The 14,866-nt window shown below is 33.3% G+C and carries 16 protein-coding genes; 8 read left to right on the plus strand and 8 right to left on the minus strand.

Annotated elements, in window-relative coordinates:
- The first annotated feature begins 19 nt into the window (after positions 1 to 19).
- The 8 genes from ACA31_RS12595 to ACA31_RS12625 all read left to right on the plus strand — a co-directional run bounded on the left by ACA31_RS12595 (position 20) and on the right by ACA31_RS12625 (position 7,617).
- Entirely contained in the window at positions 20 to 769 is a 750-nt protein-coding gene (locus ACA31_RS12595) for a DeoR/GlpR family DNA-binding transcription regulator (RefSeq protein WP_057513664.1), read from the plus strand.
- A gap of 255 nt (positions 770 to 1,024) precedes the next feature.
- Entirely contained in the window at positions 1,025 to 3,052 is a 2,028-nt protein-coding gene (locus tag ACA31_RS12600; protein WP_253721399.1) for a BglG family transcription antiterminator, read from the plus strand.
- A gap of 19 nt (positions 3,053 to 3,071) precedes the next feature.
- Positions 3,072 to 3,539, plus strand: a complete 468-nt coding sequence (locus ACA31_RS12605) for a PTS sugar transporter subunit IIA (RefSeq protein WP_057513666.1) — start codon at positions 3,072 to 3,074, stop codon at positions 3,537 to 3,539.
- Positions 3,540 to 3,615: 76 nt separating this feature from the next.
- Complete coding sequence (locus ACA31_RS12610; protein WP_021338961.1) at positions 3,616 to 3,894, plus strand: PTS sugar transporter subunit IIB; 279 nt, start codon at positions 3,616 to 3,618, stop codon at positions 3,892 to 3,894.
- A 127-nt stretch (positions 3,895 to 4,021) separates the two neighbouring features.
- A complete protein-coding gene (locus tag ACA31_RS12615) occupies positions 4,022 to 5,281 on the plus strand; it encodes a PTS galactitol transporter subunit IIC (RefSeq protein WP_057513667.1) in 1,260 nt (419 codons plus the stop codon).
- Positions 5,282 to 5,301: 20 nt separating this feature from the next.
- Positions 5,302 to 6,333: a zinc-binding dehydrogenase gene (locus ACA31_RS12620; protein ID WP_057513668.1), complete on the plus strand. Its 1,032-nt coding sequence runs from the start codon at positions 5,302 to 5,304 to the stop codon at positions 6,331 to 6,333.
- Between the two features lie 54 nt (positions 6,334 to 6,387).
- Positions 6,388 to 6,543 carry a hypothetical protein gene (locus ACA31_RS13395; RefSeq protein ID WP_165349528.1) on the plus strand — a complete coding sequence of 52 codons (156 nt, stop codon included), beginning with the start codon at positions 6,388 to 6,390 and terminating at the stop codon, positions 6,541 to 6,543.
- Between the two features lie 36 nt (positions 6,544 to 6,579).
- Positions 6,580 to 7,617, plus strand: coding sequence for a galactitol-1-phosphate 5-dehydrogenase (locus ACA31_RS12625; protein WP_057513669.1), 1,038 nt, complete (start codon positions 6,580 to 6,582; stop codon positions 7,615 to 7,617).
- A 102-nt stretch (positions 7,618 to 7,719) separates the two neighbouring features.
- Here ACA31_RS12625 and ACA31_RS12630 read toward each other — a convergent pair whose 3' ends face one another.
- From ACA31_RS12630 to ACA31_RS12665, 8 genes are all read right to left on the minus strand, one after another.
- Positions 7,720 to 8,559, minus strand: coding sequence for a YitT family protein (locus ACA31_RS12630; protein WP_057513670.1), 840 nt, complete (start codon positions 8,557 to 8,559; stop codon positions 7,720 to 7,722).
- A 334-nt stretch (positions 8,560 to 8,893) separates the two neighbouring features.
- Positions 8,894 to 9,658, minus strand: a complete 765-nt coding sequence (gene fadH / locus ACA31_RS12635) for a 2,4-dienoyl-CoA reductase (protein ID WP_057513671.1) — start codon at positions 9,656 to 9,658, stop codon at positions 8,894 to 8,896.
- 289 nt (positions 9,659 to 9,947) lie between these two features.
- Positions 9,948 to 10,601, minus strand: a complete 654-nt coding sequence (locus tag ACA31_RS12640) for a GntR family transcriptional regulator (protein ID WP_057513672.1) — start codon at positions 10,599 to 10,601, stop codon at positions 9,948 to 9,950.
- A gap of 20 nt (positions 10,602 to 10,621) precedes the next feature.
- Positions 10,622 to 11,899, minus strand: coding sequence for a TRAP transporter large permease (locus ACA31_RS12645; protein WP_057513673.1), 1,278 nt, complete (start codon positions 11,897 to 11,899; stop codon positions 10,622 to 10,624).
- Positions 11,896 to 12,360, minus strand: a complete 465-nt coding sequence (locus tag ACA31_RS12650; protein WP_253721400.1) for a TRAP transporter small permease — start codon at positions 12,358 to 12,360, stop codon at positions 11,896 to 11,898. Before ACA31_RS12650 ends, ACA31_RS12645 begins: the two co-directional genes overlap by 4 nt.
- An 11-nt stretch (positions 12,361 to 12,371) precedes the next feature.
- The gene (locus ACA31_RS12655; RefSeq protein WP_057513674.1) at positions 12,372 to 13,358 is read right to left on the minus strand and encodes a DctP family TRAP transporter solute-binding subunit; all 987 of its coding nucleotides are present in this window, start codon (positions 13,356 to 13,358) and stop codon (positions 12,372 to 12,374) included.
- Between the two features lie 25 nt (positions 13,359 to 13,383).
- The gene (locus ACA31_RS12660) at positions 13,384 to 14,166 is read right to left on the minus strand and encodes a carbon-nitrogen family hydrolase (protein ID WP_057513740.1); all 783 of its coding nucleotides are present in this window, start codon (positions 14,164 to 14,166) and stop codon (positions 13,384 to 13,386) included.
- Positions 14,166 to 14,819, minus strand: coding sequence for a DUF2848 family protein (locus ACA31_RS12665; RefSeq protein ID WP_057513675.1), 654 nt, complete (start codon positions 14,817 to 14,819; stop codon positions 14,166 to 14,168). Before ACA31_RS12665 ends, ACA31_RS12660 begins: the two co-directional genes overlap by 1 nt.
- Positions 14,820 to 14,866 lie beyond the last annotated feature (47 nt).

Raw genomic sequence — 14,866 nt, forward strand, 5'->3', positions numbered from 1 at the left:
TATTTAGGAGAAATTTATTATGAAGCCATTTGAAAGAAGAAAGTCACTACTAAATCATCTCTATTTAAACAATGTTGTTTATGTGAATAAATTAGCTTCTGAATTTAATGTTTCAGAAGAAACAATTCGTCGAGATTTAGAAAAATTGGAAAAAGAAGGTATCGTAGAACGGAATTATGGTGGCGCAAAACTAATCAAAACTGAAGAACTGCCTTATTCAGTGAGACATACGCGCAATAAAGATAGCAAAGTCATTATTGCTAAAAAAATTGATCAATTTATACAAAATGATACAAGCTTATTTGCTGATTCCAGTTCTACAATAAATGAAGCATTAAAGCGTTTTGCTATTTCCAATAAAAGAATTCATATCATAACAAATGCCGTAAACGCACTATATGAACTAAATCAAACATCTATGGAAATCAACTCAACAGGTGGCAAATTATTAAAACATTCATCTGCATTAGTTGGTCCTCAAACGACAGAATCAATTAATAAATTTCATACAGATTATGCTATTTTAAGCTGTAAAGCCTTGTCTAAAGATGGCATCATCACGGATTCTAATGAATACGAATCTCACATTAAAGAACTCATGATCAATAAAGCCAAACAAGTTATTTTGGCAATTGACGCTTCTAAATTTGATGGCAATAGTTTAATAAGCTTTGGTCACTTATCCAATATCGACTATATCGTGACAGATACTAAATTGGGTGACGAATGGAAAAGTATCCTAGAAAATCATTCAGTAAAGATAATATAGTTTCTCTCTTTAACTTTCATATCTTATAATCAATGAATTAAGAATGAAATAATTAAAATATTATACGATAAGCACTTATCATTCCAAATACGGTGGTAAGTGCTTTTTCTCATGCTAATCACAATGATGTACATAAAACAGAAACGCATTTGTGTCTAATGAGTGTACAACTCTTTGATGAGCTGTGCTAAATTAGAGTCAACAACAAGGGAGGGGTTCAAAATACAAGCAGAAAACTTTAATATCATTAGCGAAATGATTAAAAATCCAAAAATTAAAGGCAAAGACTTAGAAGTAATGTTCAACATGTCTCGCAGACAACTTGGCTATCGAATCCAAAAAATCAATGAATGGTTAACTGAACAAGATTGCCCAACGATTGAGCGCACAAGCCAAGGATTCTTCATCGTTCATGATATAATCAAAAATTTTCTTAATGTATCTATTGAACCTATTCCACAGGAAGATGAGCAAGTATATACTGCTTACCAACGCGCGCATCTCATTTTACTGATGTTGTTTAGAGAAGATGAAACATTGTCATTAAATCACTTTTCAATTGATTTAAAAGTAAGTAAGAACACAGTATTAAATGATTTGAAAAAATTAAAATTATTACTAGAACCATATGATGTCACTCTGAAATATTCAAGGCAGGAGGGTTATTATTTAGTCGGTAATGAGTTTGAAATTAGAAGGATTTTAACACGCTTAATTGATAAAGTATTCACTTTAAATATTTCAAAAGATGATATTTTAACAAGTTTAGCTTTGCAAGAAGAGAAACTTCAAATCATCGATATTCAAATCAACAAAATCGAACAATATTTAGAGAATAATTTTATTGATCAAAGTACTGAGACATTACGCTACAAACTCTACTTCATCATGAGAAGAATTCAGCACGATAAGATCATCTCACCTTTTTCAATTGGATACGATGACCTTTCCGACACTGAGGAGTATCAAGCAACTGAAATACTTACTTCAAACTATCCTGATATTCCTCGCCAAGAGAAATTATTTATAACATTGCAGCTCCTATCAACCAGTGTGCAATGGTCGGAATTAGATGATGTGAGCGTTTTACCAGAATTAAAAACTGCACTACAAAGCATGCTTGATCAATTTGAGAAAATCACTTTTATTACCTTTGAAGATCGTGAAACATTGGTTAACCAATTGTTGTTTCATATGAAGCCCGCTTTTTACAGAATTAGATATGAGTTATCTGATGTCGATAGTTTACAGAATAATCTGAAAGATGATTACAAAGAATTATTTCATCTTGTTAAACTCTCTTCTAAACCTATGGAAAAGTTCTTTAACCAACCATTACCTGATAATGAAATCGCATATCTAACCATACTCATTGGCGGTATTTTAAGAAGGCAAGATGAAGACATCGACAAAAAGGTGAAAGCTGTTGTGGTTTGTACACAAGGTACTTCAATCTCTCAACTCATGTTACAAGAATTGCGGAGTGTGTTTCCAGAATTTATATTCTTAGATGCATTATCACTACGTGAATTTAACCAGTATACGCTAGACTTTGATATTGTCTTTTCACCGATGCACGTGATGACACACAAAAGATTATATATCACAAAAGCTATATTAACTGCCAAAGAAAAACACGATCTGCGTCAGTATGTATTCGGTCAACTCAATAATAGTTTTGAGACAGACATACACGCTGAAAAGATGCTAGCCATGATACGTGAGTATGCTGACATTCATAACGAAGACGCTTTACTTAATGAAATTAAAAACCAATTTGATGATCTTCATGCATATGCTTCAATCAAATCGTCTTCAATTTCGTTAAATGGTCATTTGAATTTACAAGATTTGTTGCCGTTACACCATATTCAATTTGCCTCTCATGTTTCGAATTTGGAAGAAGCAATTCGACTGACAGCTGAACCACTTTCTAGCCAAAGCTATATAGATGCAAATTACATCGATTCGATGATTCAATCTTTTGACGATACTTATATGGTTATCAATCAAAACATCGCCATACCACATGCTGAGAACGAACAAAATGTAAACCGCACGTCTATGAGTATGTTGGTATTAGATGCACCATTGACGCTAAGCACAGGACTTAATGTACATGTCTTTGTGGTTATCGCAGCAACAGATAAATTCAAACATTTAAGACCCCTATTACAGTTACGAGATTTAGCACAAGATAATGAAAGTATGCAAATCATTATACAAACAGATTCAAAATCACAAATATTTGAAACGATTAAACAATTCTCAAAAATAGACTAAAGCAAAGGGGTTGCGTCATATGGAAGGTTTAACAGTTGATGCCTCGAATGTTGTCATTGGTTTAGAGGCCACATCAAAGGAAGATGTATTGAGTCAATTAGCCGAATTAATGCATGACAATGGTTACGTAAAAGCATCATACAAGGATGCAGTTATCGAAAGAGAACAGTCATTTGCTACAGGGTTACCTACAGTATATTGTTCTGTAGCCATTCCACACACAGATATTCAGCACGTGAATTCAAAATCAATCGGTGTGGCTGTCCTTAAAGAAACCGTACCCTTCGTCATCATGGGCGAAGTTGAAGAAACAACGGATGTAAAATTAATCTTTATGCTCGCAATGGATAAAGAGGATGCTCAACTATCATTACTACAAAAATTGATGGGCATTTTCCAAAATGATCAAATACTTGAAACCATTGCTAAGGCAACAGATAGCAATCAAGTTGTAGAAGTTATTGAGCAAGAATTAGCAGACGTATAATCATTCAATTTAATAATAAAAAATATAACAGGAAGAGAATTTAAATATTAAGTTCTCAAATTAGGAGGAAATTATTATGAAACAAGTATTAGTAGCATGTGGCGCAGGTATCGCAACTTCAACGGTAGTAAATAGTGCAATCGAAGAAATGGCAAAAGAGCACAATATCAAAGTAGATTTAAAACAAATTAAAATTTCAGAAGTTGGCGTTTACGCAGATTCAGCAGATTTATTAGTTACAACTGCGATGACGCAAAAAGAATATGACTTCCCTGTCATTAACGCACGTAATTTCTTAACTGGAATTGGCGTAGAAGATACTAAAAAAGAAATCTTAGACGCATTACAAGAATAATGAGTCATTTAATTTAAATTATCGAATCAACCGTTGGTATAAATATTAAAAAGAAGTTCATGGTTATTTCAATGGACGTCTTAATTTATACCAACATCACTTTATATTAAAGAGGATGGTGTAAGGGATGAGTGGATTTGTAGATTTTATTCAAGCTTTTCTAGATTTAGGGGCAACAGTAATCCTTCCAATCGTTATATTTTTACTAGGATTATTCTTTAGGCAAAAAGTGGGCGCAGCATTTAGATCAGGTTTGACGATTGGTGTCGCATTCGTAGGGATTTTCTTAGTTATTGATTTACTTGTAAACAACTTGGGACCCGCTGCTCAAGCGATGGTTAAGAACTTAGGCGTAAGCTTAAATGTGATTGATGTAGGTTGGCCAGCAACATCTTCTATTGCATGGGCATCTGTTATCGCAGCATTTATTATTCCTTTAGGTATTGTTATTAACATTGTCATGTTACTGACTAAGACTACACGAACAATGAACGTAGATATTTGGAACTTCTGGCATTATACATTTATGGGTGCCATGGTTTACGCCGTATCTGATAGCATTTGGCAATCATTAGTGGCTGCAGCAATATTCCAAATTGTCTGTCTGAAAGTGGCTGACTGGACTGCACCAATGATGAGTGAGTTCTATGATTTACCTGGGGTATCGATTGCCACAGGTAGTACAATTTCATATGCTCCAGGTATTTTCTTAGTAAAAGGTTTACAAAAAGTGCCTGTCATCAACAAACTACATGCAGACCCAGAAACAATTCAAAAACGTTTCGGTGCATTTGGTGAATCTATATTCGTCGGTTTAGTACTTGGTTTAATCATTGGTTTGTTAGCTGGTTACAACGCTGGCGATGTTATCAACCTTGGTATGTCAATGGCTGCAGTTATGGTGTTAATGCCTCGTATGGTTAAGATTTTGATGGAAGGTTTAATGCCTGTTTCTGAATCTGCACGTACTTGGTTAAACAAACGCTTTGGTGATCGTGAAATCTACATTGGGTTAGACGCTGCGGTTGCATTAGGTCACCCAGCAGTTATCTCAACAGCTTTAATTTTAGTTCCAATCACAGTATTATTGGCAGTTATCTTACCTGGTAACCAAGTCTTACCATTTGGTGATTTGGCAACAATTCCATTTATTGTCGCATTTATCGTAGGTGCTGCACGCGGTAATATCATACACTCAGTTATTGTCGGCACAATTATGATTGCCATCTCTTTATATATCGCAACAGATATTGCACCGATATTCACAAGCATGGCAGAAGGCACAAACGTGAATATGCCATCTGGCTCATCTCAAATTTCAAGTCTTGACCAAGGTGGTAACATCTTAAATTACATTATTTTCAAATTCTTTAGTTTATTTAACTAACAGATAGGAGCTGACATTACATGAAAGCACTCGTTAAAACTGAACCAGGATTCGGGAATCTAGAAGTCTTAGATAGAGAGATACCTTCACCGAACGCAGATGAAGTAAAAATAAAAGTCCATTATGCAGGCATTTGTGGCACGGATGTTCACACGTATGAAGGTCACTATAAAGTGAACTTTCCAGTGACGCTTGGTCATGAATTCTCAGGAGAAGTTGTAGAAACAGGCGCTAATGTCACCGATTTTAAAGTAGGTGATCGCGTCACTTCTGAAACAACATATTACATTTGTGGTGAATGTGAATATTGTCAAAGTGGTGATTATAACTTATGTAATCATCGTAAAGGTTTAGGTACACAACAAAATGGTGGCTTTACGCAATACTTAGTTGCACGTGCAGCTAGTGTCCATCGTATTCCTGATAATGTTTCATATAAAGCAGCATCTATGACGGAGCCATTAGCTTGTGCCCACCACGCCGTTTCTAAAATAAAAATACAGCCTGACGATGTCGTAGTCGTTATGGGGCCTGGACCTATTGGATTACTTGTCGCGCAAGTTGTTAAAAGTAAAGGTGCAAAAGTCATAATCACTGGATTAGATAATGATCAAGCAAGGTTAGACAAAGCAACAGAACTTAAATTAGATCATGTCGTCAATATTCAAAATACTGATTTAAAAGACTATGTAAACAGTATTACTAATGATTATGGTGCAAATGTCGTTTTAGAATGCTCTGGTGCAGTACCCGCTGCCAAACAAGGTTTAGATATATTACGCAAAAAAGGACACTATGTTCAAGTGGGTATCTTTAAAGATCCAGAGATTTCATTTGATTTAGAAAAAATTGTACAAAAAGAAATACGTGTTGTTGGTACCAGAAGTCAAAAACCAGCTGACTGGGAACCTTCTTTACAACTATTAAGTAGTGGCGACGTCAATGCTGAAGCATTAGTCACTAATGAACTTGATATTACGCAATGGGAAGAAGGATACAACCATATTAAAGGTGGAGAAGGTATTAAAGTACTCCTTCGACCTATCGATTAACTTGTTTCAAATAACCCTCATTTAGAACTTAAATGATATAAGGAGATAATTATTATGGTAGAACATATGTTAGATTTCATGCTTGGGCCATTGAGAGGTATTACAGATTTATATATGAATAACTTACTTTATTGTAATATAGTCGTTTTTCTTGGTTACTTCGGCGCAAAATTTTTAAAAAAGAAAAAAGTTACTTCTGAACAAAATTAATACAGTTAATATTCAGAAAATAAGAGGTGAAATACTTTGAAAGCTTTGAACCTATACGGCATTGAAGATTTAAGGTACGAAGAAACAAAACCTCCTGAAATTGAAGACAGTAACGATGTCATTATTAAAGTGATTGCAACTGGTATATGCGGTTCGGACACTTCCCGCTATAAAAAGCTAGGCCCCTATCGTGAGGGCATGACGTTTGGTCATGAATTTTCAGGTGTTGTGGAAAGTATAGGCAGTAACGTAAATCATGTGGCAGTTGGCGATGCAGTCACGGGCTGTCCGGCTATCGCGTGTCACGCCTGTGAACAATGTGAAAAAGGTGAATACTCTAGATGTGAACATTTATATGTTATTGGTTCTTATGAACCAGGATGCTTTGCAGAATTCGTTAAAATACCTGCGAATAATGTCTTGAAATTACCAACAAATGTAGACTTTGATACAGCTGCGATGGTAGAACCTTCTGCCGTAGTATCACATGGGTTTTATAGAACAAGCATGAAACCTGGTGCAACTGTAGCTGTTATAGGATGTGGCAGTATCGGTTTATTAGCCATTCAATGGGCTAAAATATTTGGTGCTGCTAAGACGATTGCTATTGATATCGACCCAGATAAATTAGAAATTGCTAAGACGCTCGGCGCGGATTATACAATTAATTCTAAAGAAGAAAATTTAGATGACGTTATCGCTACTATTCCTCATAACATAGATGTCGCTGTTGAATCAGCAGGTTCGCCATTTACGATTGGACAAGTCTTAACGTTACCTGCTAAGGGCGGGGAAGTCTTGCTGTTAGGCATACCTTACTCCGATATTGAAATGGATCGTGTTCATTTTGAAAAAATATTACGCAATGAACTTAATGTTATTGGCTCTTGGAATGGATTATCTGCCCCATTCCCAGGTGAAGAATGGCATGCGTCCCTTCATTACATGTCTACAGGAGAGATTCAAGTGGACCCAATCATTTCAGATCGCTTAGATTTAGCAAAGGGTCCCGAAACATTTGATGCATTAGTTAATAAAAAGAAACATTTTGATAAAGTGATCTTCCACCCATAATTAAAATCTAACATTGCCATAATTATTATTAAAAAAGTCCTAAAATCAATGACGATGTTAGGACTTTTTGATGCGTATATATATCTACATATATATTTTACGTTACTGTATTTTCATAAAGCCATTCCCTAAGACGTCTCGCACATCATGAATAACAAGAAAAGCATTTTCGTCATGAGCATTAACGATTTTCTTAATTCTTGATAATTGGTTTTGCGGTACAACGACATAAAGTACATTTGTCTCTTTCCGTTCATAGCCACCAACACCATTTAATAATGTTGAGCCCCTACCTGTTTCTTTATTAATATCCTTACTAATTTCATTATTATAATTCGAAATAATCGTAATCGCCTTTTTAGGATTAAAACCTTCTATTACAAATGCCATACTTTTCTCAACTATAAAGAGCATAACAATGGTATATAAAACATTTTGTACTGGAAGCACAATCAAGAAAGATAACACAATAATTGAATCAAGAATAAACAACGCTTGAGATGTTTTGATTTCAGTGTATTTATTTATAATTTTAGCAATCACGGAAGTGCCACCTAATGTACTGCGTGCTGATATTACAAGGCCACTGCCGACACCGATAAATACACCAGAAAACACTGTATTTATAAAATCAGATTCAAGATGCATATTAAACGATTCAGTTAGTCCTAAAAATGCTGAACTCGAAATGACTGTAATCAATGTGTAAACTGCTGTCGTTTTACTTAAATATTTCCAACCTACCCCAATTAATATCATGTTTATAATCAAAGATGTCAGTGCTGGTGATAAACCTAGCGTATATTTTAAATTTAGCGAAACACCTACTGTACCGCCTTCCCCCAAATTAGCAGCTATTACAAACGCATTGATTCCTATACCTATAAGAAATGTTCCTAAAATACAGAAACATATATTTTTAAAATGGATTTTGTACAACATCCCAATAACACCCCATTCCTTTTATTTAAAAACCACTCATTCCTACTGTTTTATTTCACTTATATTGATTGACTAGAAAGCACGACATAAAAAGAAACTTTTCAGTAATTGACTAAAAAGTTTCTTAAGTTATAATTTTCGTTATTTTTTTAGCACAAGTATACATAATAGTAGAAATGGTCATTTATTTCAATTGAATAAGGTTAATTTGTTTTATAAATTGTAAATGAATCCGTTACTTTTATTATATATTAGCAATAGCGCTGAACTAAAAAGACAAATCAAGCGATGTTACGTGCTCAATCTGCCTTTTATATACATATATATAAATTGCTTAAAACGCATTCTGATTGAGCCATTGTCCGCCATCCATAGTCATGCAAGCGCCATTGATATAGTCTGCATCGTCTGAGAATAAGAATTTGGCCAAACCTGCAATTTCTTCAGGTTGTCCCATTCTACCTACTGGCACGCTGTCTAGTGTTTGTTGACGTGCTTCTTCAGATAGACTTAATTTTCCTGCACCACCCGTATTTTCAATTGGTCCAGGTGCAATGGCATTAACTGTAATACCATATTTAGATCCCCATTCCACCGCAAGTGTTCTCGTCATAGCAAGGACACCAGCTTTCGCACTTGCAGAATGAATAACGCCCGGTCCAGATCTCCAAGCATACGTCGCAACCATGTTCAAAATACGGCCTTTCTTATCATTTTTAATCCATTCTTTACCTACTGCTTGTGTGCAATACCACGTCCCATTTAATACAATATCTACAACTGAATTCCACCCATTAATCGATAAATCTTCTGCAGGACAAATAAAATTACCTGCTGCATTATTCACAAGACCATCTATTTGTCCAAATGTTTTTATAGTCTCGTCTACTGTATACTGCACACGCTCTGGATCACGTACATCCATGTCTATACACAACACCTGACCTTCATATTGTTCAATTTCCTTTTTAGCAACTTCAAGTCGTTCTAATGAGCGACCTGTTATAACTACTTTGGCACCTTCTTCAGCAAATCGTTTCGCCATTGCTTTGCCCATACCACTACTACCACCGGTTATCATCATCACTTTGTCCTTCATTTGCATTCTCCTTTAAAATATTGATTTAGTATGATTTAAATAAATTAGTAAGCGTTTACATATTATTGTACATTAATTTTACTTTTTTAGTAAATTATCTTATTTTTGTTTCTAAAAGATTGCTATTAAATTGAAAAAAGCAAGAAAGAAACCAAGTTTTGAAATTTGATTTCTTTCTTGTCCTATAAGAATCACTAGATATTTAAATTAAGGCTAAGTTGAGATCTCGACGATTTAAGCTTATATACTTTAGTATATTTCTACTAACCTATTTTTATAACAACAACAACTATTTTACTTTAAACGCAGTCATAGATTTCTCTAAATGAGATTTCATCGTGTTTACAATAGCTTCCTCATTTTTGTATGATAGTGCCTTAATTATTTCATTATGTTCATCAATAACTTCTATCATTCTTCCTTGGCTTTTTAATCCTTGAGTACCAATAAGAATGGATAAGTCATGTTGCACATTATAGCTTTTTAGAAATAACTCAAACTGAATAATTTCCATTAAGTAGGTATGGAAACTTTTGTCTAATAACATAAATGTATAATAATCATCATTTTGAGCTGCTTTAATTTGTTTTTCAATAATATCTTTCAAATCACGGATATGGTCTTCATTTATTACTTGTACGATAAAAGGCACACAAGCAATCTCCAGTGATTCTCTCAATAAGAAAATTTGGTCAATTTCATGGTTAGTAAATGTATTTACTTTATAACCTTTTCTTGGTTTAAAAATCATAAGTTGTTCTAACACTAATTCATTGATTGCTTCCCTAACCGGTGTACGAGAGACGTCTAGTAAATTAGATAATTCAACTTCAGTAATAAATTGGTCAAGTGGTAATTCATTATTGAATAATGAACGCTTAACTTGATCATATATTTCTTGCTTTATTGAATTTCTATTAACTTTTTTTAAAGAATCATACATCCTTGAACCTCCTAGAGAATTTATTTAAATAACGAAACCGGATAAGTAATTAACCATGGTAAGTACGTAATGATTATTAATATTACAATTAAAATAGCTAATTGTGGTGTAACTGATTTGATAATTTTTTTGATGTGCACTTTACTTATAGATGATACTACAAATAAACAAACTCCTACCGGTGGCGTTATCATTCCTATAGATAAGTTCACAGCCATTACCACACCAAAATGAATAGGGTCTATATCTGTTGCCATAATTAGTGGTAAGAAGATAGGTGTAAAAATAGTAACTGCACTTATCGTATCAATAAATGTACCTGCTATTAATAATACAATATTTATTACAAGTAATAGTAAAATTGGATTATCTGCAAAAACGCCTAACATAGATTGTAGTTGTTCTGGAACATTATTGAAGGAAACAAACCAAATAAATATTGCTGCACTTCCTATTAAGAATATGATACCGACGGAAGTCTTTGTACTACTAATTAATGCTTCATACAATTTTTTAAAGTTTAATTCTCTATATACAACACTACTTATTATTATCGCATATAAAACTGCAATTACACCAGATTCTGTAGCAGTAAATAATCCACTAACAATGCCTCCTATAATAATTGCTGGCATTAATAATGCCAAAACAGCATCTTTAAAACCTAAGAGTATATCTTTTAAAGGTGGAAAACTGTCCATGGATTTATACCCTTCTTTTTTACCTACAAAGTAACTATAAATCATTAATCCAATTCCCATTAAAATACCAGGAACGACTCCTCCTATAAATAGATCACTTATAGATTGATTTGCCATAACACCAAATAAAATAAATATAATACTAGGCGGTATAATGGGTCCTACCGTTGCAGCCGAAGCTACTAATGATGCAGAAAAACCTTCATCATATCCTTCTTTTTTCATTAATGGTAACAACATGCCACCTATTGCAGCTGCTGCAGCTATCGCTGTCCCTGTTAACGCAGCAAAAAATACGCTCGAAATTATAACAACCATTGCTAAACCACCAGGTAATGGACCAATTAGTAGTTTAGAGAATTCAACAATTCTTTTAGACATACCACCTTTTGACATTATTTCTCCAGCTAATACAAATAGAGGTATAGCTAAAAGTGAGAAATTATTTATGCCAAAATACATTTTCCTCGGTATAATTTCTAAAAATTCTATACCAGTCCATCCAATTCCTATAATAGATACAGTCATTAAAGAAAACGCAATTGGCATTCTGATAATTATAAGTACAAATAATAATATAATTAGAAGTAATATCATGATTTATCACCTGTCTTCCAAGTAAAATAAATCATCAATATGAAGCATACTGGCATTGGTATATACATAATCCATCTACCAATTGGCATAGAAGTCATAACTTGCCCAGCGCTTATACTTAAATATACTTGTAAAATACTATAGTAAAAAACTATTAATAGTACGATTGTAATAACGCTTTTCACAAAATAATCAAGTACTTTTTCTAACTTTTTAGGTAACTGTTCAAATAAATCAACTTGTAAATGCTCTTGTTTATACATCAACACTACTGCCCCAAATAAAATACTATAAACAAAAAACAACATTAAAAGTTCTTGTGACCAAAAAATTGAGGTTTTAAAAATAAAACGTGAAAGAAGCTGCAAAAATATAGTCAAAATCGATAAAATCATAAAAATTGTCATTAAGTGAGTAAGAACGGTTATAAATTTCTTCTCTATTATATTTAATTTATTCATATTTATCCCCCTTATTCGCTAAATTGACGAATTATGGATTTAGGTACTTGATCATTGATTTCTGACTGTACATCATTCGTATTCTTTTTAAACTCATCTCGATTTACTTCAGTAATAACCATGCCCTCGTCTTTTAGTTGTTTTTTTATTTTTTGTTCTTGATCTGAAATATATTTACGTTGATATTTCGTTGATTCATCAATGCTTTCATTAACTATTTTCTTCTCCTGATCAGAAAGCTTCTTATAATAACTTTGATTCATTAATACAACTGCAGGTGTGTAAGTATGATTGGTTAAAGAAATATATTTTTGTACTTCGAATAGTTTTTGAGATGCAATTGTTGGTAACGGGTTTTCTTGACCATCTACAACACCTTGATCTAATGCAGAATATAATTCACTAAAACTAATCGGTGTGGGTATTGCATCTAAAGCTTTTAAATGCTCGTTCCATACTTTTGCTGATTGCACTCTTAGTTTAAGATTTTTCATATCCTCAGGATTCTTTATCTCCCTTTTATTATTCGTAAAATGCCTAAATCCTACTTCCCAATATCCAAGACCTTGCATATCTTTAGAATGTGCTAATCCCAATAAGTCTTTTCCTGGTTTGCCATCGAGTTTAGAGTACACATCTTGTTTATTTTCAAATAAATAAGGTATACCAAATAAGTTCATTTCTGGTATTGTGTTTGACAAGCTGCTATCAGCTGCTACAGTAGTCATTTGAATCGATCCAGTCATCGTTTGATCTACTAACTCATCTTCATTACCCAAGCTACCATTTCCATAGACATTAACTTTTAACTGACCTTGAGATTTCTTTTCAACCAATTCTTTGAATTTTTGCGAAGCTATATTATATTGGTGCGTATCTGAACCAGTATGTGCTAAACGTATTGTTTTAACTTCATCATCTTTAGTTTTATTCTCACCACTTTGGCAACCGCTTAATATTAAAACTATTAATAAAGAAAATGAAATAAATCTTTTCATAAAATGTCATCCCCTTAAAGGCTCATTAAGAATATAAATCTACCCTTCTATTTTTAAATACGGGTATACTTTCACGTATTTCATGAACGAGCTCCACATCTATTTCTGAAAAAATTGTACTTTCACTTTTTTCAGATTCTTTAATAACGTTTCCTCTTGGATCAACAATCATAGAGTGTCCTGCATATGTCGTTTTGCCATCACTTCCACATGAATTACAGGCTATAACATACACTGCATTCTCAATTGCTCTAGCAATATTTAAGTGCCTCCAATGATACAACCTTGAATCTGGCCATTCTGCAACAATAAAAATCACTTTAGCACCATTTACTGCCAATTGACGTGTTGATTCAGGAAATCTTAAATCGTAGCAAATAATGCCTCCCATATCTGTATCCATCAATTGAAAAGATTGTGGTAAAAAATCCCCTCCAGCCATGAACTTTGGCTCGTCTAACATTGGAACCAAATGAATCTTATCGTAATCGTAAATAAGTTCGCCGTTCTCATTAAAAACAACTAACGTATTATAAACTTCATCTTGTTTTTTATTCGAAACAGAGCCTGCAACGATGCTCACTTTATATTCTTTAGCTAAATTTGAAATAAAGTTTATAGTTACTTTCAGGTTATCGTCAGCTTTTTCATTTAAATTTTCTAAATCATAACCGTTATTCCACATTTCTGGTAATACAACAATACTTGTAGTTTTTAGCAATTCCTCACTAAATAATTGCGTGATTTTATCTTTATTTTTTTCTAAATCACCTAATGCAATATTAAATTGAAATAATTGAAGGTTGATCATAGTTTTTTCACCTCATATTCTAATCTAATATATTTGTTATTAGATGGATCTACTAACTCAGCTTTAAAAGCATTAGGATATTTAAATCCACTAACCAATGGCACAGTACCACAATAAACAACAGCGTTTTTTAAATTGGCGTCATCTTGATTTAAAGAAGTTATTAATTCCTTATAAGGTAAAATACTGTTTACTTTATCTTCTTGATATAATTCCCAGTCTCCGTCTACGAACACGAATGACCTTAGCTCTAGTTCATCCCAATGTTCTTGTACATCATCAAAATCCCATATAGTACTGGCAATTGGCTTTGCACACAATTGTTTAGACTTATGAATACTCACAGTTTCTAATTCACGATCAGTGTGATCACTACCAAGTGTCACATAGCGATTATCATTATCAAAAATAATAACAATTTCTGCTTCTCCACTAGATTTATCACCAATAATTGAAATAGAATTATTTTGTCTAAAAAGTAAAGGATCCAAATGATAAATTTCAGGAACTGAATTAGGTTCAGGTACCCCTAGTTCTTTTAATTCAGCTATATGCTCCTTTGTCTTTTCAATATTTCTACCTGAATATCCAATGCAGTAAGCATTCTCAAAACTTAAATCTACTTCTTCATAATCTAATTTAAATTTCATATTCACACCCCTTTTAATGTATACATTATACAGTGTACATTAATTAA

This window comes from Staphylococcus sp. NAM3COL9, assembly GCF_001431205.1.
Classification (GTDB): domain Bacteria; phylum Bacillota; class Bacilli; order Staphylococcales; family Staphylococcaceae; genus Staphylococcus.